This window comes from Acinetobacter terrae, from assembly GCF_013004375.1.
In the GTDB taxonomy this organism is placed as follows: Bacteria; Pseudomonadota; Gammaproteobacteria; order Pseudomonadales; family Moraxellaceae; genus Acinetobacter; species Acinetobacter terrae.
Window position 1 is genome coordinate 104,422 of sequence record NZ_JABERI010000014.1, and the last position, 20,758, is coordinate 125,179.

General features: G+C 40.5%; 18 protein-coding genes. 12 read left to right on the forward strand and 6 right to left on the reverse strand.

Annotated features, from left to right (window positions below; genetic code table 11):
- Positions 1–6: 6 nt before the first annotated feature.
- Positions 7–1,134, reverse strand: coding sequence for a Re/Si-specific NAD(P)(+) transhydrogenase subunit alpha (locus HLH14_RS07615; RefSeq protein ID WP_171532860.1), 1,128 nt, complete (start codon positions 1,132–1,134; stop codon positions 7–9).
- A gap of 984 nt (positions 1,135–2,118) precedes the next feature.
- On the opposite strand from HLH14_RS07615, the gene HLH14_RS07620 reads away from it, so the two are divergent.
- On the forward strand, positions 2,119–3,045 hold the full coding sequence (locus HLH14_RS07620) for a DMT family transporter (protein WP_171532861.1): 927 nt from the start codon (positions 2,119–2,121) through the stop codon (positions 3,043–3,045).
- A gap of 230 nt (positions 3,046–3,275) precedes the next feature.
- Positions 3,276–4,463: an MFS transporter gene (locus HLH14_RS07625; RefSeq protein ID WP_171532862.1), complete on the forward strand. Its 1,188-nt coding sequence runs from the start codon at positions 3,276–3,278 to the stop codon at positions 4,461–4,463.
- 15 nt (positions 4,464–4,478) lie between these two features.
- Here HLH14_RS07625 and HLH14_RS07630 read toward each other — a convergent pair whose 3' ends face one another.
- Positions 4,479–5,123, reverse strand: a complete 645-nt coding sequence (locus HLH14_RS07630) for a hypothetical protein (RefSeq protein WP_171532863.1) — start codon at positions 5,121–5,123, stop codon at positions 4,479–4,481.
- 1,155 nt (positions 5,124–6,278) lie between these two features.
- Between HLH14_RS07630 and aspT the strand changes: the two genes are divergently transcribed.
- The 3 genes from aspT (at position 6,279) to dusA (ending at position 11,550) form a co-directional block, all read left to right on the forward strand.
- Complete coding sequence (aspT, locus tag HLH14_RS07635; RefSeq protein WP_171532864.1) at positions 6,279–7,961, forward strand: aspartate-alanine antiporter; 1,683 nt, start codon at positions 6,279–6,281, stop codon at positions 7,959–7,961.
- 54 nt (positions 7,962–8,015) lie between these two features.
- Positions 8,016–9,617, forward strand: a complete 1,602-nt coding sequence (locus HLH14_RS07640) for a bifunctional aspartate transaminase/aspartate 4-decarboxylase (protein ID WP_171532865.1) — start codon at positions 8,016–8,018, stop codon at positions 9,615–9,617.
- A 901-nt stretch (positions 9,618–10,518) separates the two neighbouring features.
- Positions 10,519–11,550 (forward strand): tRNA dihydrouridine(20/20a) synthase DusA, encoded by a 1,032-nt coding sequence (gene dusA / locus HLH14_RS07645; RefSeq protein ID WP_067723031.1) that lies wholly within the window; start codon positions 10,519–10,521, stop codon positions 11,548–11,550.
- Between the two features lie 207 nt (positions 11,551–11,757).
- On the opposite strand, the gene HLH14_RS07650 is transcribed toward dusA, so the two are convergent.
- Complete coding sequence (locus HLH14_RS07650; protein WP_067723032.1) at positions 11,758–12,135, reverse strand: cytochrome b562; 378 nt, start codon at positions 12,133–12,135, stop codon at positions 11,758–11,760.
- Positions 12,136–12,301: 166 nt separating this feature from the next.
- The gene (coaBC, locus tag HLH14_RS07655; protein WP_067723033.1) at positions 12,302–13,567 is read right to left on the reverse strand and encodes a bifunctional phosphopantothenoylcysteine decarboxylase/phosphopantothenate--cysteine ligase CoaBC; all 1,266 of its coding nucleotides are present in this window, start codon (positions 13,565–13,567) and stop codon (positions 12,302–12,304) included.
- Positions 13,568–13,679: 112 nt separating this feature from the next.
- Here coaBC and radC point away from each other — a divergent pair, with 112 nt between their 5' ends.
- Both radC and HLH14_RS07665 read left to right on the forward strand, forming a co-directional pair.
- Positions 13,680–14,372, forward strand: a complete 693-nt coding sequence (gene radC, locus HLH14_RS07660) for a RadC family protein (protein WP_067723034.1) — start codon at positions 13,680–13,682, stop codon at positions 14,370–14,372.
- A gap of 72 nt (positions 14,373–14,444) precedes the next feature.
- Positions 14,445–15,356 (forward strand): bestrophin family protein, encoded by a 912-nt coding sequence (locus tag HLH14_RS07665; RefSeq protein WP_067723036.1) that lies wholly within the window; start codon positions 14,445–14,447, stop codon positions 15,354–15,356.
- Positions 15,357–15,437: 81 nt separating this feature from the next.
- Here the strand turns inward: HLH14_RS07665 and HLH14_RS07670 are convergent, their stop codons facing one another.
- A complete protein-coding gene (locus HLH14_RS07670; protein ID WP_067723038.1) occupies positions 15,438–16,289 on the reverse strand; it encodes a PHP domain-containing protein in 852 nt (283 codons plus the stop codon).
- A gap of 45 nt (positions 16,290–16,334) precedes the next feature.
- On the opposite strand from HLH14_RS07670, the gene HLH14_RS07675 reads away from it, so the two are divergent.
- The 4 genes from HLH14_RS07675 to mnmC are packed head-to-tail and all read left to right on the forward strand — an operon-like array spanning position 16,335 to position 19,758.
- Complete coding sequence (locus HLH14_RS07675; RefSeq protein WP_067723040.1) at positions 16,335–16,949, forward strand: septation protein IspZ; 615 nt, start codon at positions 16,335–16,337, stop codon at positions 16,947–16,949.
- 26 nt (positions 16,950–16,975) lie between these two features.
- Positions 16,976–17,278 carry a YciI family protein gene (locus HLH14_RS07680; protein WP_067723042.1) on the forward strand — a complete coding sequence of 101 codons (303 nt, stop codon included), beginning with the start codon at positions 16,976–16,978 and terminating at the stop codon, positions 17,276–17,278.
- A gap of 4 nt (positions 17,279–17,282) precedes the next feature.
- Positions 17,283–17,798, forward strand: coding sequence for a hypothetical protein (locus tag HLH14_RS07685; protein WP_067723044.1), 516 nt, complete (start codon positions 17,283–17,285; stop codon positions 17,796–17,798).
- Positions 17,799–17,838: 40 nt separating this feature from the next.
- A complete protein-coding gene (mnmC, locus tag HLH14_RS07690) occupies positions 17,839–19,758 on the forward strand; it encodes a bifunctional tRNA (5-methylaminomethyl-2-thiouridine)(34)-methyltransferase MnmC2/FAD-dependent 5-carboxymethylaminomethyl-2-thiouridine(34) oxidoreductase MnmC1 (RefSeq protein ID WP_067723046.1) in 1,920 nt (639 codons plus the stop codon).
- Positions 19,759–19,853: 95 nt separating this feature from the next.
- On the opposite strand, the gene HLH14_RS07695 is transcribed toward mnmC, so the two are convergent.
- A complete protein-coding gene (locus HLH14_RS07695) occupies positions 19,854–20,168 on the reverse strand; it encodes a rhodanese-like domain-containing protein (protein WP_067723048.1) in 315 nt (104 codons plus the stop codon).
- Between the two features lie 91 nt (positions 20,169–20,259).
- On the opposite strand from HLH14_RS07695, the gene HLH14_RS07700 reads away from it, so the two are divergent.
- A complete protein-coding gene (locus HLH14_RS07700; RefSeq protein WP_067723050.1) occupies positions 20,260–20,748 on the forward strand; it encodes a YajQ family cyclic di-GMP-binding protein in 489 nt (162 codons plus the stop codon).
- Positions 20,749–20,758: the final 10 nt, after the last annotated feature.

Consider the following 20,758-nt stretch of genomic DNA (forward strand, 5'->3'; position numbering starts at 1 on the left):
ATCTCCTTAACCACGCTTTAACAGCACTTGGCCGCCATGAGCGACGAGTAGCGCTTTTTGAATTTCTTCTTCTGGATTAAGGACAAAGTTTTTGTCTTGATCAAAAAGAGTTTCCAGGAAATTAAAGACATTACGTGCATAAAGTGCCGAAGCTTCAGTCGCAACTGTTGCCGGAATATTTGGAATGCCTAAAATGGTCACGCCATTATCAGTCACTACATTTTCACCACACTTAGAACCTTCGACGTTACCGCCTGATTCAACCGCCATATCGAGGATGATTGAACCAGGTTTCATTTTGGCAACGGTTTCAGCACGAATTAAACGCGGTGCATCACGGCCTGGTAACAGTGCAGTGGTAATTACGATATCTGCATTGGAAACGGCTTTATCGACAATTGCTGCCTGGTCTTTGATGTATTGCTCACCTGGCATCCATCCATAACCGTTTTTAGCAGCATCGGCAGCTTTCTGCTTTTCTTCTTCAGACATGGGTACGTCTAACCATTTACCGCCTAAAGACTCAACCTGATCGCGAGCTGTTGGACGTAAATCTGTTGCCTCAACTACAGCACCCAAGCGCTTCGCAGTTGCAATCGCTTGCAAGCCTGCAACACCGACACCCATAATGACTACACGGGCAGGTTTAACCGTACCTGCAGCGGTCATAAGCATCGGGAACATGCGCTGGTATTCTGCCGCTGCCAAAAGCACCGATTTATAACCGGCCAAGTTGGCTTGCGAAGACAATACATCCATGTTTTGTGCGCGGGAAAGCGTCCGGGGTAAAAGCTCTAAAGCAAATGCAGACACCTGCGCGGATGCAAATTGGTCAAGTTCAGTATTGCGGTACGGATCAAACATCGCAATAACTGCGGTATTTGGAGCAAGTTTTTGAATTTCTTCACCTTTAGGCGCACGAACTTTCAAAATAATTTGACTGCCGGTATAGGCATCATCCGTAATTTTGGCACCGACTTGTTCATATGCACTGTCAATATAAGCGGCTTTAACACCTGCTCTACGTTCAATGACCACTGTATGACCAGCACTGATCAACTTCTTTACTGTTTCTGGCGTTGCTGCCACACGATTTTCACCGACAACAGTTTCGGTTGGGATTCCGATCTGCATGAGCCTTCCTCAAGCTAATTTTTCTTAAGTAAACATTGCGGTTAGCAATGTTTCCCCCTGGATGCATTTTTGTTGAATTTCTGGATTCTAATTGAACTTTTTTAAATTACCACCCAATATTTATTTAATAAATACCCATATTCTGAACTGGTGATTCATAAAAATAATCATACGATATAGCATTTATTGGTTTCGCTTTAATTAAAATTGCTTTTATCCGCTTAAATGTCATCGCAACACTTTTTAATTTTTTGTATTTAAGCGCTGATGGTGATTTTTTAGCATGATTTTAAAAATTTGAATTGATCATTCTGACAATTCCAGCTTTTAGCATAAATAAAACGCCAACTTAAAGATGCCCCTATTTAGGGCTTAACTAACCTGTTTAGGTGCTACTTTTAATCAGACTGACTAAAGTGACATTATAAACAGCCTGATTCAGCAGAAAATTTGTCTCTTTTCTAAAAGCTCATTTCTAAAAATGGGCTGTAAAGTAAATAGTATCTGATCTCTGTTGTTCTCAATTTCAATTGTTATTTTTATCCACCCTGTCTTATTCACCATAAGTCTAATGAGCTCAAAAAAATAGTTAATTTTTTTTGCTAACCATTTCGCTTGATGATGATTTGATCGTATCTCTCCCTAACTGACTGTTTTTCGCACCACTTTAGGGCAAACATCAAGTATTCACCTCAATATCGCTATTTTTACTGATTAAAACCATCCATTTTTGGCGTTTTATCTTTTTTCTCCGGCACATTCAGCTCATTCATTGGATCTTTGCAAAGAATCTTCATTCAATTGAGTCTTGCCTTTATTTTAGCGCTGCTTTCTTGAAATAAATGAAACCCATAAAAAAGGATTCATTCCGAATTGGAATCTTAACCATCATATTTTTGCATTTCACCTCGTCTCCTAAAAACTTTATAATTCACATTTCCACGCCTTATATTTCATACTTAAAGCATGTCCCAAGTAGGTAAAATGAAACTGAGTCTAACAAGAACACAATTAGGTTCATTATTCGCTGTTTGTGCCGCTTTTTTGTTTAGTACCAAAGCTATTTTTATTAAACAAACCTATGCGCTATCCCCGCTGGTCGATGGCACCGTTCTCATGGCTTTAAGAATGGCCAGTGCGCTGCCTTTCTTCCTTCTCATTTGTTGGTTCAGCCGACATCAGAGTCAAAACCTGAGCAATAAAGACTGGGGCTTACTGATCCTTGCAGGCTTGATTGGTTATTATCTTGCAAGCTGGCTAGATTTCGCCGGACTCATGTATATCAGTGCCTCACTGGAACGAATTATTTTATTTTTATACCCGACGATGACGGTTCTGGCTTCAAGCATCATCTATAAACAACGCTTAAGCTTTAAAAGTCTGTTTGCGATTTTGCTCAGTTATGGCGGTACAGTCATCGTGATGTTACAGGAACAAAGCAATGTTCCGCATCAAAGTGATTTTTGGTTGGGTGCGAGTTTGGTTTTTGCTAGTGCTGTGGCATTTGCAAGCTATCTGTTATTGACTCCGCGCCTGATTCAAAAATTCGGTTCATGGAATTTTACCGGTCTTGCGCTGAGCATTGCCTGTATTGGCACACTGACCCATTATCTGATTGCCATCCCGAATCCGATTGGCTTACTCGCGCAGTTGCCCAGTTCCGTAATTTGGTATGGTGTTGGACTGGGCTTTATGGTCACGGTTTTACCTACGGTATTATTGATGCAGAGTATTGAGCGCTTAGGTGCTTCACAATCTGCCATGATTGCATCGATTGGCCCTATTCTGACCATTATTTTGGCCACCTTTTTCTTAGGTGAAAAAATGAATGCGATTCAATGGTTCGGCTGTGCCTTGAATATTGTCGGTGTGATGATGATTACCTTATCGAAAAAGAAACTCGCCCACTAAACGTCTTCATCAAAATACTGTGGATACGACAATTTTAAGAATTTTTAGGGAGATATTTATAATCTCTCCCCAAAATAACAATTTTGAATTCAGGCAATCTCAAAACGTGGGAAAGATCTGTTTTCGCCTGCCTGTGTGCCAATTCCTGTTCCGTGTCTTGCTATACTCGATCTACACATTGAAATGAAGCAACTGCTGATTGCCGCTAAAACCTTAAGCAAGGGACTTTTATGAACACTTCTCTCGACATTAGCCAAGATAAATCTTTGTTATGGCTAATGGCTATTGCGTGTGGTTTATGTGCGGGAGCAAATTATTACTGCCAGCCTTTGATTTCATCCATTCAGCAGTATTATCAGGTTCCTGAATCGCAAGTGGCACTGACCGTTACCTTTGCCCAGATCTCCTATGCATTGGGTTTACTGTTTATTGTGCCTTTGGGCGACATGCTGAATAAAAGCAAACTCATTCCCTTCCTCATGCTAGGCGCAGCCGTAGGCTTATTTATTTGTGCCAGTGCCGTGAATCTGCCGATGCTCTGGATTGGAACCATCATTGCGGGACTTTTTTCTGTGGCTGCACAGATCTTGATTCCCTTGGCCACCATGGCGGTGAAACCGGAAAAAACCGGAGAAGTGGTCGGCTTCCTGATGAGCGGTTTGCTGGTCGGTATTCTGCTCTCGACCAGTATTGCAGGATTACTTTCCGACCTGTTTCACTGGAAAATGATCTATGTGGTCAGTGGCATCGCCATGCTGGGCTTAAGTTTCTATTTGAAAGGTAAATTGCCGAGTCTGCCACGTCTAAGAATAAGCTATGCGGCAATTTTTAAATCCATGGCGATATTATTAAAACAGGAACCACGCCTGATGTTGCGCTCGCTTACAGGAGCGTTCGCCTTTGCCGCCATGAGTATGCTGTTCTCTACCATTGCCCTGTTGCTCACCCAAAAACCCTTTCAGCTTTCTGATGTCATGGTCGGTCTGGTCACGCTGGTCGGTGTGTTTGGCGCGCTTTCGACTCAGCTGATTGGTAAATGGGCTGATCGTGGCCATATCAAAATACTGAGCTGGATCGGTTGTTCTATCCTGATCGGTAGCTGGCTGTTTCTATATTTCGGTGCCGTATCTTTACTGAGCTATATTCTGGGCTATGGGCTGATTAATTTAGGCTTGGCGATCACGCATAGCTGTAACCAGAACGTGATTTTTCGCTTACGCCCGGATGCCAAATCCCGGGTCAATTCACTTTATATGACCCTGTATTTTATTGGCGGTGCCTGTGGTTCTGCACTCGGCGTTTATTCATGGCACCATGGTGGGTGGAGCATGACCTGTCTCGCAGGACTTAGCCTAGCTCTTTGTGCCAGCGTATTTGCTTTAGTGGATCAATGGCATCATGCGCGAACACCTGCATGATGGTAAAGCATACATTTAGCTGACTTGAGCTACAGGATAGAAAGGCTTATTCAGATCAAGAGCTTTAGCATTTTCCAGTAAAATGCAGATAAATACGGGCAATAAAACTGCCAAAATCCGGCAGCTTTCCTCAAATGACTTGTGATTAAGCGAACTGTGATAAGTGATCCCGCCCTGCATGAGCTGATGATGTAATGTATATAAACGATGAAATATCATCTTTAAAATTTCGACAGAATTTCGCTCCTGCAAGGCATCCTGTATTCGTTTTTTCTGACTTTCTAGGGCTGCCTGACAGCTTTCCAGGCTAATTTTCTGATTGCGATAATCCCAAAAGCTCTGATCTACATATGAATTATCCAATAGCGACCGGATCGGCTGGCTGTATTTTCCCCATACAATATGATTAATTTTCTGATCCAGATCCTTTTGGCAGAGGGTTTCTAGAAACTGATGCAACTTTGCTGGAGCTAAAATGATGTCTCCGTCATCTGCATAAATGGCATGAAAGCTGATCCACAGACTGATAAATTTAAAATCCAGGTCCTGATCCAGCTCCAAGGCTTTTTTAAACCAGCCTAAGCCACGATGAATTCTTAAATTAAAATGTGCTGAATTTTGTGCTTTATGGCTTTTAAAAATTTCCTCCAATAACAGCATAATTGTTCTCCTTATTTCTATCGTTTTTTATCTATCTTTTAACTATCAAAATATACCATTCAGAAATGACTGGGAATTCCAATTTTATTTTTTATCTCATATCATTGGTTTGAACAGCGAGCTAATGACTAGCTTATTTTTTTTTGATTTAAGCTCGTATGACACCCTCTTTTTACAGTGTCATCCAATTCGGCTTTAGTAAAATAACTTCATATCAAAGCAGTAAGGGCATCGCTCGCTCCTGCTTTCTTGCATTGTGTTAATGGAGTAGCTTCTGAAGAATTGATCAAAATATATTTTCGAAAATAGACTTTGATTACCAATCAGTGAGGCATCAATAACGGATGGGATATTAAAAATAAATTATTATTTTCAATTACTTATATAAACAGGTAGTTTATTCAAAGGAAAATGTTGTTTTGTGTTTCGTAAAGCTCGCGATATTGCTGTCTACTTACTTAAATATATAGCTTGGAGATTTAGGTTTTTTATATGCTTATTAAGTTGGTCATCCGAAAAAAGCTCATCATTCAAACTACAGGATTCTCAGCTTAAGCTAATGCTAAATTAATTTTATATTTAATCATTTTTTTAGTATTAAAATATATGTATTTAGAAGATTAATAACCAATATTCCTCACCAATTAAAAAAAATAACTAAAGATTTAAAAATTCAACCTCACATATTAATCAACACACTCAACCACCAATTAAAACCAAATAAATTTAATGAATATTTTATTTAAAATTCAATAAAATTAACAGTCTCAAAAGCATCAAAAAAAACCTATTAAACATATAGTAACAATTAGGTCATAATACTTGAAAATTAATATATTATTTTTCTAAACATCTATTTTAAAAATACAATAATTACAATGTCTTAGGAATTATATATAAAAAAGTTTTTATTTAAAAACAGCATATCATCAAATAAAACATATATTTAAATAAAAATCATGTTTTGTTCTAAAATGTAATCCAATATAAAAAAATTACTTTTAAAAAATATATAAATTACCAACCTACTGATTAATATGAATTGAAATAAAAACTCATTTATTTGCATTATTACAATTCAACATAGTACTTTAAAAAAGTAAAAAATAAATTTCAAATCAAGAATAGATTAAATAATAACAGTGAGTCCATGAAATGATTGAATGGCTACAAGGTGAATTAAAACATAGTCCTGAAATTCTATTGTTTTTATCTTTAGCAATAGGTTTTTGGATTGGCAAATTTCAATTTGGTAAATTCCAACTCGGCGGTGTTGCTGGTTCATTACTTGCCGCTGTTGTTCTCAGTCTTATTGGTGTACCGGTCGACAATGGCGTTAAGGCCATACTTTTCGCTCTGTTTATTTATGCAGTTGGTTTCGAAAGCGGTCCCCAATTTTTTAAATCACTTGGACCGAAATCTCTCAAAGAAATTCTATTAGCGGTATTTATGGCAGTTTGTGGACTCATTACCGTTTTAGTGATGGCGAAGGTTTTCCAGCTGGATAAAGGACTAGCAGCAGGGCTTGCAGCAGGCGGGATGACTCAATCTGCAATTATTGGTACAGCAGGCGATGCGATTTCCCGGCTAGACTTACCTGCTGCTGAGATTCAGAGGCTTCAAGCTAATGTCGCGATTGGATATGCCGTAACCTATATTTTCGGCTCTCTGGGTGCAATTATTATCTGTGTGAATATCTTGCCAAAGTTTATGGGCCGAGAAATTCATGACGATGCATTAAAGGCGCAAGCTGAACAGCTAAAAGGCGCTTTTCAACTGGCACCAAGTCAAGAACTTGCCATGCCTGAAATTGTTGGTCGTATTTATAAAATCCAGCAGGCCTCAGGACAAACCCTTGCAGAACTTGAGTCAAAGGTACCTATTACCATTGAACGGCTTAAACGTAACGGTGAACTAATCGATGCAACTCCAGAAACTACGCTCCAGACAGATGATGTCATTCTTGTGGTCGGTCGTAGAGCCGGTATCGTTTCCATTGCTGACAATATTGGTCCAGAACTGGAATCTTCCCAGGGCATGGAAATGGTCATGGATACCACCGATGTGGTTCTCAGAAATTCTAAATACCTCAATCGCACCCTTGGAGACATTAAAGCCAATACGCCTGATTATTTGAAACATGGCATTTATGTACTCTCGATTAAGCGTGGTAATGAAGTACAAACCTTAGATGATAATACGGTTCTCCATCAAGGCGATGTCGTCACTGTCTACGGCACAAAAAATGATCTTGACCGGCTGGTTAAAGAAGCGGGTCGAGCTATCCCCCAAAGCTTAAAAACAGATTGGGTGTTCCACGGAGCAGGGTTAGTAGTCGGTTTGCTAATAGGCTTAGTGGTTGTTCGTATTAGCGATATCCCTCTGACTCTTGGTGCTGGTGGGGGGGCCCTCTTATCTGGTCTGTTATTCGGCTGGCTGCATAGCCGAAACCAAGTGAATGGCAATATGCCTTTAGCTGCCTCGCAGCTTCTCAGAGATTTAGGCTTAGCAGGATTTGTTGCTGCCGTTGGTCTGCAATCTGGATTACAAGCCATTCAAACCATTAAACAAAGTGGCCTGTCCCTCTTTCTGATCGGGGTGGTGGTAACAGTCGTACCCCTCATTCTCTCCATGCTCTTTGCACGCTACGTGCTCCGTTATGACAATGTCGCAGTTATGGCCGGTGCATTAGCAGGTGCCCGAAGTGCCAATCCTGCTTTTGGTGGTGTCCTAGATAAAGCCGGAAACTCTATTCCAACAGTTCCATTTGCCATTACTTATGCATTAGCAAATGTATTTTTGACTTTGCTTGGTCCATTCATTGTGGGTCTTGCATAAATAAATCTATAAATTTCAAATTTATCCGGTTCACAATAATTTTGGAGATTTCCCATGGGAAACACTGATTACTCAAAATATTCAAAACTCAGTCCCTTTGAACTCAAAGATGAACTGATTACTTTGGCAACAAGCCGTACTGATCGCATGATGCTGAATGCAGGCCGCGGAAATCCAAACTTTCTTGCCACTATTCCACGTCGTGCCTTTTTTCAACTCGGTTTATTTGCTGCTACTGAATCAGAATTCTCGTTTTCGTATATGCCTGAAGGTCTAGGCGGATTTCCCCGTTCACAAGGATTGCAATCGCGCTTTGAGCAATTTATTTTAGGAAATCGCGATAAGCCCGGTGTCGTTTTTCTGGGTAAAGTAATTTCATATATACGTGATCAGTTGGGACTAGACCCTGACGCTTTCTTGCTTGAAATGGTCGAAGGTATTCTAGGGTGTAATTATCCTGTTCCTGACCGAATGCTCATAATTAGTGAAAAAATTATTAAAGAATATGTACTGCGTGAAATGGGCGTACAAAATATGTCTAAAGAAGGACTAGACCTGTTTGCAGTTGAGGGTGGTACTGCTGCAATGGCCTATATCTTTAACTCATTAAAAGAAAATAAGATCATTTCAAATGGTGATCGCATTGCCCTAGGTACCCCTATTTTTACCCCCTATATTGAAATTCCTAAACTCAATGATTATCAGCTTGAAGAAGTCATGATTCAAGCCGATGCAAATCTTGACTGGCAATATCCGGAATCTGAATTGCGTAAATTAGAAGATCCGTCTATTAAAGCATTCTTTCTGGTCAATCCGAGTAATCCACCTTCAGTGAAAATAAATGATGAGAGCCTGGCCATCATCGCAGATATTGTCAAAAAACGTCCTGACCTGATTATTTTGACCGATGATGTGTATGGAACATTTGCGGATAATTTTACCTCATTATTTGCAATGTGCCCCGACAACACCATTCTGGTCTATTCTTTCTCGAAATATTTTGGAGCTACAGGTTGGCGTCTTGGCGTCATTGCGCTCTCCAAAAACAATATTCTGGATCAAAAAATTGCGGCACTTTCCAATAAGGATAAAAAAGAACTTGAAGAACGTTATTCATCACTTACAACCGACCCCTCAAGTATCAAATTTATCGACCGAATGGTTGCCGATAGTCGAAATGTAGCATTAAATCACACTGCAGGATTATCCACACCTCAGCAAGTACAGATGGTACTTTTTGCCTTATTTAATATGATGGATTCTCGTCAAAGCTATAAAAAAGCAGTTAAATCGGTAATACGTGAACGGGATGCAGCACTGTATCGACAATTGGGTGTAGATATTCCCCAAGACCCAAATACTGTTAATTACTACACCTTGGTAAATCTAGAAAATACGGCGCGTACTTTATATGGTGATGAGTTTGCAGACTGGATTATGAAAAACAAAAATCCAACTGAGCTGTTATTCCGCATCGCTGATGAAACTGGTGTGGTGCTCTTGCCTGGTTCAGGTTTCGGGGTTCAACATCCTTCGGCCCGTGCATCATTGGCAAATTTGAATGAATATCAATATGCCGCGATAGGAATGTCTTTGCGTAATCTGGCTGCTGAAGCCTATGAGGAATACAAAAAAGAGGGCAAAAAGAAAAAATAATATTCAGATGAATTGTATCTAGATCAAATCTAAGCTCCTGATTTTAACTTAGTCACGTGTCTGATTCTTTAGTAAATAACTGATCGCTCCTCCAAGGAAACTAAAATTGTGATCAGAAACCATCAAAAATGAAATACTTTAGACATCTCCCCTAAAAAAGATCTCATTGATCTTTTTTAGGAGGTAATAATTGCCAAAGAATTTTTTTAGCTTTCCCTTTCTCAGCGATTTTCTAAATACAGTCAACCCAGGAAATAATTGATATCCTTGACGACCTATAACCCGTACAAGTAAATCAATTTATTACAATATTGATATTAAAAAACATTTTTATTCAAATGCCATATTGTTCTTCATTTAGAAGGTGCAGCGGCACAGCTTAAAGAAGAGTAAAAGTTAGCATCTCCCTTCGCTTCAATCATTGTACTCAATCAAATCTACTGGTTTTATTTTTATAATAATATTGCATCTGAGGGGTGACTTCTTGATTGAGAGCAGCATATGCCATTGTTTTGTTCTTCGGTCATAACTCCCTCTCTTCACTCCTATACTTATCCATGCGTTTGACAGGTTAAGTCTATTGGGCTTTACTTTCCTGTTAAAATATCAGGATTTTCTTGAATTTTGGCTGCTCTTTTAAGTCAATTCCCCTTCTCTTTTTGAAGGAAATGCTGTTCTGTCAAAGTAAGTGGAGAAGCCTTTTCGATTGATTTAAACGCTGCATGACAGTTAACTAACGCTTCCAGGTGCTTCTTTCCTAGCCCTAATAATCTTGATAATTTATAGCATGAATTATTTTTTAATTATGGTGTAAAATTTGGCGCTAAATGCAAAATGTTTCATCTACCTAAATATAGGTTTTCGCAGGTTGCACAACAATGATTAAAGGCATGATTTTTTAATGACTCTCACCAAAACCATTGAAACTACTCAATCTCCACGAATCAGTGTAGCACCGATGATGGATTGGACAACTCGTGACTATCGTTTTTTTGCCCGCCTGTTTAATCCAAACATCATTATGTACACCGAAATGGTGACGACGGGTGCCATCATTCATGGCGATGCCAAACGTCATTTGGACTTTAATCATGAAGAACACCCGATTGTGTTACAGCTTGGCGGTTCAAATCCGAACGATTTAGCGACCTGTAGCAAGATGGCACAAGACTGGGGTTATGATGAAGTTAACCTGAATGTCGGCTGCCCAAGCGACCGCGTACAAAACAATAAAATTGGCGCGTGTTTAATGGCAGAGCCTGACCTGGTTGCTGAATGTATTGCTGAAATGCGTAATGTGGTAGACATTCCTGTCACGGTGAAACACCGTATTGGCATTGATGACATGCAGTCGTATGAAGAAATGCTGCATTTTGTCGACACCGTGGCTAAAACCGGTTGTGACAACTTTATTGTGCATGCGCGTATCGCCTTGCTTCAGGGCTTATCGCCGAAAGAAAACCGCGATGTTCCACCTTTACGTTATGAAGATGTTTATCGTTTAAAGCAAGAACGTCCCAACCTGCTGATTGAGATTAACGGTGGGGTCAAAACTTTGGCTGAAACCCAAGAACATTTAAAACATGTCGATGGCGTGATGATTGGTCGTGAGGCTTATCACAACCCGTATCTACTGGCTGAACTTGGGCAATTGTGGAATTTAGAAGCTCCCAATCGTTTTGATATTATGGCGCAAATGATGCCGTATATTGCCAAGCGCATGGAAGAAGGCGCACCGCTTTCCATTATCACCCGTCATATTTTAGGTCTATTCCAAAACCTGCCGGGTGCGCGTAAATGGCGTCAGGCATTAAGTGGTGGTAATGCCAAAACCTTAAAAGATGTGGAAACGGCGTTAATCAATATACAGGAAGCCATGCAACGCACTGACGATTATTTAAAAGAAAATCAGAATGATCTGGCTTCAAATTAATTGTAAGCTTTCTCGTGATCAGCAATGCCAGTCCATTCAGAAATGGGCTGGCATTTTTTTGAATCTTGATTCTTCAGCTGTCGTTATATGTTGCTCAATGAAAAATATTTTGACAGCTTCACATGACAGTCACTAAAAAATAGGAAAACTGTCAGCTTAATCTACGTTTTCAGCACCCATTTCTCTAAATGATGAATATGCATAAAATCAGTGATGATTGTAAACAGCATGTCCCTGGTCTTTAACCGCAGCAATTTTTTTGCCTTCCACTTTGGCCTGATCTAATTTGCCGTCTTGAACCAATAGTCTGGTTTTATCAATCTCTGCCAGCAATTGGTCATATAAAGCATCTGAGGTCATCGCGTTTGCATCATGGTTTTTTAATTTCACTTGTTTTGCATCCAAAGCTGCAGCCTTCATATTATCCAGCGCTTGTAGTGCATCAGTCTGATTCTCTGCCTTGTTAAACACTTTAAAATTTTTGGCAAGCGTATCCATATTCTGTTCAAGCTTGGCTGCGAAACTCAGGCTGCTGAACGACAAAGTGACAGAAAGCATCACTGTGGCTAAAGTTTTTTTGATCATGTTGATGTCCTTTTAAAGATCCATTTAAAAATGGTGATTATTATTGCAGTTGTTATTGTTGCTATTTAGTGGTTCTGAATATTTGCATTTTAAGCCTTAAACATAGTGTAAATTCCATAAAAAATGCAACGAATTCGTTGCATTTTAATCAATAACTTCAGCTTCTTTAAACCGGCTCTATTTCATGGTGCAACGCGTCATGAATCGCTTCTACCAGCTGCTGCGCAATTTCCTGTTTTGAAGCTTTTTCCAGATCACGCTTCTGCATTTGATACTGCTCGGCAAAGAACACAATCATGGCATTTTCATCAGATGCGAACCCAATATCAGGCCGTGATACATCATTACAGGCAATCATGTCGAGTTTTTTCGCAACCAGTTTACCGGCTGCATATTCTTCGACATTACGGGTTTCTGCGGCAAATCCGACCATAAATGGACGTTTTTGCTGCTGTGCAATGGTCGCCACAATATCTGGATTTTTAATTAAAGAAACATTCAGCTCATCACCAGCTTTTTTAATTTTATGTTGGGCAACTTCTGCTACGCGATAATCAGCCACTGCTGCAGTCGCAATAAAGATATCGCAACCTTCATCTAGCATTTTCATGCTGATGTCCAACATTTGTACAGCAGAGGAAACATTAATACGGCGTACACCATTCGGTGTATCTAAACTGACTGGACCAGCAATCAATGTCACTTTCGCACCTGCTGCATAACAGGCAGCTGCCAAGGAAAAACCCATCTTCCCGGTACTATGGTTGGAAATATAACGGACTGGATCCATCGCTTCACGGGTAGGTCCCGCAGTAATCACCACATGCTTCCCTGCCAACATACCAAATTTTTCGGCAATCGCGCGTTGTGCTTTATGGAAGTATTCAGTCACTTGTCGTGCTAAATCTTCCGGCTCAGGCATACGCCCCAAACCGACATCACCACAAGCTTGTGAACCGGCATCCGGCATAATCACATGTACGCCATCTTCAACCAGCGTATTTAAATTACGCTGTGTGGCTTTGGCTGCCCACATTTGCTGATTCATGGCAGGAGCCACCCAAACTGGAGATTTGGTTGCCAGATATAAAGTACTTAATAAATCATCTGCCAAACCCGCAGCAAATTTCGCTAAAGTGTTACAGCTTGCAGGCGCAACCAGCAATAAATCGGCCCAACGTGCCAATTCAATATGCCCCATGCCCGCTTCGGCTTCAGGATTGAGTAATTCAGTATGTACCGGATTTCCCGACAAGGCCTGGAAGGTTAGCGGCGTAATAAATGCTTGAGCGCCTTGCGTCATCACCACACGGACATTGAAGCCCGCATCTTTTAAGCGACGGACTAAAATGGCACTTTTATAGGCCGCGATACCACCAGTTACAGCTAAAACAATGTTTTTATTTGGAATCACACTCAAATCGAAGCTCACAAACAGGCTACCTTTGTGTTGCAGTGGCGCTCACAATATCATTAAATAAAGTCATGCCCAAGTCAGCACTTGGGTCTAATCACTCTCACTCATAATAAAAAAGTCTAAGAAAATGAATTCATCGATCAAACATTGGCCAGAACAAGAACGTCCACGCGAAAGACTGATTCAACAAGGTGCATCCAGTTTGTCAGATGCAGAACTGCTCGCAATCTTTTTACGTTCCGGTTCCAGGCAACATTCCGCTGTTGAACTGTCTCGCATACTGTTGCAGCATTTTGGCGGATTAAATCCTATTTTTGATACTACACTTCAGGATTTAAGCCAGTTTCATGGCATTGGCGAAACCAAATATGTACAGCTGATGGCAGTAAAAGAACTGGGACGGCGTTATATTTCGCAACATTTAAAACAAGAAAAAATTGAATTGAGTCACTCAAAAGCTTTATTGGATTTTTTGAAATTTGAATTATTGGGTGAAACCCAAGAAATTTTTGCAGTGCTTTGCCTGGATGTCCATTTAAGAAAAATAAGCTTTAAAAAAATGTTCTATGGTTCCTTAAATTCGTGTGAAATTTCGATTAATCAATTGCTGCGCCATGCCATTAATCAACATGCCAGTAACATCGTGATTGCGCATAACCATCCTTTTGGCAGAGCACATGCTTCCGGTGCAGATATTGAGTTAACCCAGCGTATTTCAACGGCCTGTCATTTATTAGAAATCAACTTAATAGATCATTGTATTGTTTCACCCGAAGGGAGCTACTCGTTTGCAGAACATGGTCTAATTCAGCCCCAATAATAAATGTAACAAATATTGACAAAACCCCTGCTAACACTGAAGATCAATAAAAATTTTGATGATACTAATAATATGATTGTGCGTGACCAACCTAGTATATTTAGGCTGCTATTTTCTTGGCGTGGAACCATTCTGCCCAAGGTTTTGCCACCTTTAGGCGTGGTCATGCTCATTTCTGCCGTGATTGGTGGATTATCTTATATTGGTTATTTTCACTTTCCAGAACTTCCCCTAGTTGGCTTTACCCTCATTGGGGTAGTGCTGTCCATTTTTCTGGGTTTTAAAAATACAGCCTGTTATGACCGCTGGTGGGAAGCGCGTAAACTTTGGGGCATGCTGATTGCCAATGCCCGGCACTTTGACCGCGATTGTCGTATGCTCAGCCAAGGCCGCCGTGAACGTGTGATTCAGCATGTGATTGTGTTTGCCAATGTTTTGCGTGATCGTTTACGTCATCAAACTGCAAATCAAATGGCATTGGTTGAAACCAGTGGTATGAGCCAGCAGGCTTTAACTCAGCTTTACCAACAAGCCAATGCTCCGCAATACACCTTGAGTTTGATTCAGTGGGAATTAATGCAAGCCCTTAAAGAAGGTGAAATTTCCGATATTATTTATATGCAAATGAACCAGCATGTCGCTGAACTGAGTCTGGTTCAAACCGGTTGTGACCGTATTGCGACCACGCCTTTGCCATTTGCCTATTCGGTTCTGCTCAATCGTACCGTGTATTTCTTCTGTTTCATGTTGCCTTTTAGTTTGGGCTCGACCCTAGGTTTAGCAACACCCTTAATGGTCGGTATTTTGGCTTATACCTTTTTGGGCTTAGATGCGCTCAGCTCAGAAATTGAAGAACCGTTTGGTACGCAAAGTAATGATTTACCTTTAGATTCAATGGTACGTACCATTGAAATTGAACTGTTGGGAACCTTGGGTAAACCGACTCCTCCACCGATTCAGGCGCAGGATCATAATTTGCTCTAATTTATTACCTCTCCCTAGCCCTCTCCTATAAGGAGAGGGAACTCCTTCTCCCTCTGGGAGAAGGTTGGGATGAGGGAATAACTAAACAAAACTCTCCCAAATCCCCACTTGCCCTTCTTTGAGCCGTGGAATATTGCCCAATCGAATCCACGGCATATGATCGCCATGAAAATCGCTACCGACAGAAACTTTTAAATCAAATTCTGCAATCATACGATCAACCATATGACGTGTAGACGCAGGTTCAATCGCTGGAGGAAGTTCAACCGCATCTCCACCGAATTTAGCAAAGATCTCAATCAAATAGCGAATATTGGTGGCTGATAAATCATATTTGGTCGGATGCGCCAGCACGGCATAGCCTTCGCTTGCCTGAATCACCTTAATGGTTTCTTCCAAACCCAGCCCATCAAATTTCACGTAAGCTTTTTTACCTTCTTTTATATATTTATCGAAAGCTTGTTGCGGGCGGTTCACAATCTTTTTTTCGACTAAGGTTTTGGCAATATGGGTGCGGGTGATCCGATCTGCAATGCCATCCACTTTGACAATCACATCTGCATAAATGTCCTGACCAATCAGTGGAATCAGCAAATCGCAAATCTGTTTGGCGCGAATGGCGCGAATCTGTTTTTGTTGTTCCAGTAAAATCTGCAAGGGCTCTGGATTTTGCATATTTAAGGCAACAATATGTACCCCATAACTTTTTTGAGTTGCCGGTCGTGACCATTGACTGGAAATTTCCACACCTGAAATAATGTTCAATGGTAAATCTAATGCGACTTTTTCAGCTAATTTTACGCCATCCATAGTATCGTGGTCAGTCAGCGCAAGGGTATGAATACCTTTTTCAATGGCTGCATGCACAAGTTGTTCTGGAGATAAAGTTCCATCAGAAATATTACTGTGTGTATGTAAATCTACGCCTTGCATCACTTATACTACGTCATTTATTTGATCAGATTTAGATACTCTAACATGAAAGCACTTTTAGACTTTGTGCCACTCATTATTTTCTTTTATTTATATAAAACCGTTGATCCCAAAGATACTGAGCATCCGTTGCTTCAATTGATTGGTTCTGCAGGCGGTATAGATAACAATAATATTTTGGTTGCAACCACTGGCCTGATTATTTCCATGCTTGTGGTATATGGGGCTTTGTTTGTTATACAAAAATTCCGTTTAGACAAACAACAATGGATTGTGTTGTTTATGACGGTAATTTTTGGTGGCGTCACTTTAATGCTCAGCGATGATTTTTATATTCGTTTGAAAGCTGTCCTTTTAAATATTATCTTCGCAGGTGCATTCTTACTTTCACCGTATTTTATGAAAGACAAGAAACCGCTAATTCAGCGTTTATTTGGTCCAATTTTCAATTTAACGACAAAAGGCTGGAAAAATTTAAACTTTGCCTGGGCTGCAATGTTCATATTCATGTCCTGCCTGCATATTTTCTTCGCTTTTTTATTTTTAGGTGGAAAATATTGGGGCGAATTCACTGCATTTGGTGACATGATTGTGATGTTTTCCTTTATCATTATTCAGTTTATTGTCTTGCGCAAATATTTTAAGTCGCCTGAAGAATAATTTAGGTCAACAGATCGAGAAAGAATATGCCTTTATTCGTCGTAAGCTGTACAGATAACGAAGGTACAGTAGAAAAACGTCTTGCTACACGCCCACAACATCTTGAACGTCTACAAAAATTAAATGATCAAGGTCGCTTAATTGTTGCGGGTGCCATGCCGAAAGATCCGAGCAATCCACAAGCAGGTTTCTATGGCAGTACCATTATTGTTGACTTTGAATCTCGTGAAGCGCTTGATGCATGGCTACAAGAAGAGCCTTTCTTAAAAGAAGGCGTATACGGTCATATTGATGTGAAACCTTTTAATAAAGCGTTCCCTCAAGGATAAAATCATGCGCGTTGTTGTTTCAAGCTTATTGGGTTTATCTCTTATCTGTTCAACTGCATGGGCGGTAGAAACCGCTCCTGTTGCTCCGGCACCTGCTACTCAAGCAACGGCTGCAACACCACCGCCACAGACCCAAAAACCACAAACGTTGCCTGCAAATCAATCCGGCACTGTTCCTGCTGCTGGTAGCGTTGACGCCAACGGTCTACCACAAGATGCAAAACCTTTAACAGCAGAACAAATTGCGAAAAATAAAGCGTTGCAAGAGGCCAAAGTTAAAGCCTTAGTTAAGGATCAGGCGACCCGTTTACAACAATTGGAAAAAGCCAATTTAGATGCATTATCGCAAAATCAAGAGCTGCAATTGAAAAATGATAGCTTGGGCGTTCAAGTTCAAGTTTTACAAAGTGAACGTAGTGCGCAAATGTTTTTATACGGTGCTGCGACCATTGCAATCGGTGTCTTGTTGGGATTCTTGATTGCAAGTTATGTCTATACCAAACGTCGTCGTCAGTGGTAAAACATCTCTATCTATTTTTGTTTTAAAGGTTGTTTAGGTTTTGTCTAGCGCAATTCAGACTGCCGATCTTGATTGGCAATGTGTTGATGGAATTGATATTCCTGTCTCCAAACAGTTTGGGGATATCTATTTTTCTAGGGACAATGGTTTACTCGAAACCCGACATGTCTTTTTGAATGGTAATGACCTCGCAACACGTTTAGCAAAGCTGCAAGATTTTGAATATTTTTGTGTCGGCGAAACCGGTTTTGGTACCGCTTTAAATGCTTTAGCGTTATGGCAAATGTGGCAACAGGTTCGTCCCAACAACCGAAGTCATCTACACTTGATCAGCGTGGAAAAATTTCCACTCAGCAAAGCTGATTTCATTCGCGCACTCAAGGTCTGGCCTGAACTACAACCTTTAGCCCAACAGCTGATCGAGCAATACCCACTGCCAATTGCCGGCTGTCACCGACTGAACTTCCCTGACGATCGTTTTTCCATAGATTTATGGCTGGGTGATGCCAATGATGTCTTGCCTGCCATTGCCAAAACCAAAGCCGTAGATGCATGGTTTTTAGATGGCTTCTCACCTGCTTGCAATCCCGATCTCTGGCAAGATAATATTTTAAGTCATGTTGTCCGACTGTCTGACTATGGAACGACCTTTGCCTCTTTTAGTGTGGCGGGTATTTTAAAACGTGGTTTAAGCGAGCCTGGAATTACGATTTCTCTCCCACCCGGTTTTAAGCATAAACGTCAGATGCTCACAGCAATCTGGAATCCTCCTGAAGCGAAAGATCAAGAAATCCTTAAGTCAGAATCCGCAGAGACAGAACAATCCGAATTAATAAATTCAGCTTCAACATTTAAACAACGTAAAATTGCGGTTATTGGCGCAGGAATAGCGGGTTTAAGTTGTGCCTATGCCTTTGCCAGACGTGGTCATCAAATCACGATTTACGACCAATCAGCGCCTCTTGCAGGAGCCTCTGGTAATCCACTGGCATTACTCAATCCCAGATTAGGTCGTATTGAGCAAAGTGCTGAGCATTTGGTGACTTTGGCATGGCAATATGCGATTCCGCATTATCAAAAATTTAAAGCTTTTCGCCCGATTCAGGTCAATCAATTGGCGCTTAAACAGGACGATGATTTACTTGAACTCACAGGACAATATCCATTCGGCGTATTTGCGGAAAAAGTAAATCAAAGTGATCTTAAAACTGAATTTCCGAGCTTAAAATTATTACAAGCAGGTACCATTTCACCACATCAATTACGCGATCAAATTTTAGCGCATCCTGCTATTCAATTTCAGCAAGCGGAAATCGTTGAATTAAAAACACAATCTAATATTCAAGTGATCGACATCAAGCAACAATGTTTGGGTGAGTTTGATCACGTGATTGTTTGTGCGGCCCTGAACAGTAAAAACTTTGCGCAACAATTCCCAAAACTTAAACCGAATCGTGGGCAAGTCAGTTGGGTGAATAATGCGAATCAGCCGTTACAGCCTGAACAGGCTTATAGCTACGGTGGTTATTGCATGCAGTTGGATGAACAGCATCTGATTTTAGGGGCTTCTTTTTATCCAGATCGAGATGACGATGAAGTCTTAACTGAAGATCATGTGCATAACTATTCCCTGATCCACAGTGTCTTTCCACATTATGCACAATCTTTGCCACCTGTTGAAACCTGGCAAGGTCGTGCCTCGGTACGCACACAAAGCCCGGACTATTTCCCCTTACTTGGCAAAATTCAGCCAGATGCGGAAATTTATACCTTTACCGCTTTAGGCTCTAAAGGCTTTTTATTTGCACCGCTGTGTAGTGAAGTCTTGGCTGCTCAAGTTTTAGAGGAAGCCTGCCCAATGACTTCATATTGGGTAAACAAACTTAATCCGCGACGCTTTATTAAAAAAGTAAAACCGAAAAAGCCTTATTATCAAAAACCAGTCCCAAGCTCGCTCTAAAAAACCAGCAAAATAAAAATCCTCCTTTATACCCAGAAGGATTGAGCGGAATTCATTTTTTAGCCATTAAAAAAGCACCTTACGGTGCTTTTTTCTTAAGCGCCCTGTTCTAAAGGGAATCCTGCATCGCGTGCAGCACGAGTGCCACCCATCAATACAACATACTCACGTGAGCTATCCAAGCTATCTAACTTTTCAGCAGCACGTGGTGCTTTACTACCGCCACCACATAAAATGTAAATGGTCTGATCCGACTCCACTTGAGTTAAGCTTTCTGCACTCAAGTCATCGATGGGCTGATTTACAGCACCTTTTACATGACCTTCAGCAAAGGCTTTTGTATCACGAACATCCCAGATAACCGCATTTTCTGGGAACTCAAATGTTGTAATTTCTTGCTTACGGATCATTGTGCACTCCTTTGATGTAAACAACACTTGGCAAATGAAGAAAACATCCCTAGCATCTCAGATATTCTTTCCCTTTGTAAAGGTCTAAACCATGCCTTCTTTCGATATTGTATCTGAATTAGAAATTTTTGAAGTAAATCATGCTGTTCAAAACACGCAAAAAGAAATTGCGACACGTTTTGACTTCCGTGGCCAAGACGTTTCTATTGAATTAAGCGAAAAAAATAAAGAAATCAAGATTACCACAGAAAGTGATTTCCAATGCGAACAAGTGTATAGCATGCTGGAAAATCATTTTTTTAAACGTAAAGTTGATATTCAAGCCCTTGATCCACAAAAAATGACCGCTTCAGGTAAAAATGTCATTCAAGTGATTAAGCTTAAAGATGGTCTTGACTCTGATACTGCAAAAAAAATTAATAAAGCCATTAAAGAAAGCGGCATTAAAGCGCAATCTTCTATTCAAGGCGACAAGATTCGTGTAACTGACAAGAAGCGCGATACTTTACAACAAATTATGGCGTTCTTAAAAGAACAACAATTTGGTGTGCCTTTGCAGTTTAATAACTTTAAAGACTAATGCATTGATG

Excerpts from the sequence above, each read along its gene's own strand:
- HLH14_RS07615 (WP_171532860.1), bottom strand. The coding sequence starts at position 1,134 with ATGCAGATCGGAATCCCAACCGAAACTGTTGTCGGTGAAAATCGTGTG.
- HLH14_RS07620 (WP_171532861.1), top strand. The coding sequence starts at position 2,119 with ATGAAACTGAGTCTAACAAGAACACAATTAGGTTCATTATTCGCTGTT.
- HLH14_RS07625 (WP_171532862.1), top strand. The coding sequence starts at position 3,276 with ATGAACACTTCTCTCGACATTAGCCAAGATAAATCTTTGTTATGGCTA.
- HLH14_RS07630 (WP_171532863.1), bottom strand. The coding sequence starts at position 5,123 with ATGCTGTTATTGGAGGAAATTTTTAAAAGCCATAAAGCACAAAATTCA.
- aspT (WP_171532864.1), top strand. The coding sequence starts at position 6,279 with ATGATTGAATGGCTACAAGGTGAATTAAAACATAGTCCTGAAATTCTA.
- HLH14_RS07640 (WP_171532865.1), top strand. The coding sequence starts at position 8,016 with ATGGGAAACACTGATTACTCAAAATATTCAAAACTCAGTCCCTTTGAA.
- dusA (WP_067723031.1), top strand. The coding sequence starts at position 10,519 with ATGACTCTCACCAAAACCATTGAAACTACTCAATCTCCACGAATCAGT.
- HLH14_RS07650 (WP_067723032.1), bottom strand. The coding sequence starts at position 12,135 with ATGATCAAAAAAACTTTAGCCACAGTGATGCTTTCTGTCACTTTGTCG.
- radC (WP_067723034.1), top strand. The coding sequence starts at position 13,680 with ATGAATTCATCGATCAAACATTGGCCAGAACAAGAACGTCCACGCGAA.
- HLH14_RS07665 (WP_067723036.1), top strand. The coding sequence starts at position 14,445 with ATGATTGTGCGTGACCAACCTAGTATATTTAGGCTGCTATTTTCTTGG.
- HLH14_RS07670 (WP_067723038.1), bottom strand. The coding sequence starts at position 16,289 with ATGCAAGGCGTAGATTTACATACACACAGTAATATTTCTGATGGAACT.
- HLH14_RS07675 (WP_067723040.1), top strand. The coding sequence starts at position 16,335 with ATGAAAGCACTTTTAGACTTTGTGCCACTCATTATTTTCTTTTATTTA.
- HLH14_RS07680 (WP_067723042.1), top strand. The coding sequence starts at position 16,976 with ATGCCTTTATTCGTCGTAAGCTGTACAGATAACGAAGGTACAGTAGAA.
- HLH14_RS07685 (WP_067723044.1), top strand. The coding sequence starts at position 17,283 with ATGCGCGTTGTTGTTTCAAGCTTATTGGGTTTATCTCTTATCTGTTCA.
- HLH14_RS07695 (WP_067723048.1), bottom strand. The coding sequence starts at position 20,168 with ATGATCCGTAAGCAAGAAATTACAACATTTGAGTTCCCAGAAAATGCG.
- HLH14_RS07700 (WP_067723050.1), top strand. The coding sequence starts at position 20,260 with ATGCCTTCTTTCGATATTGTATCTGAATTAGAAATTTTTGAAGTAAAT.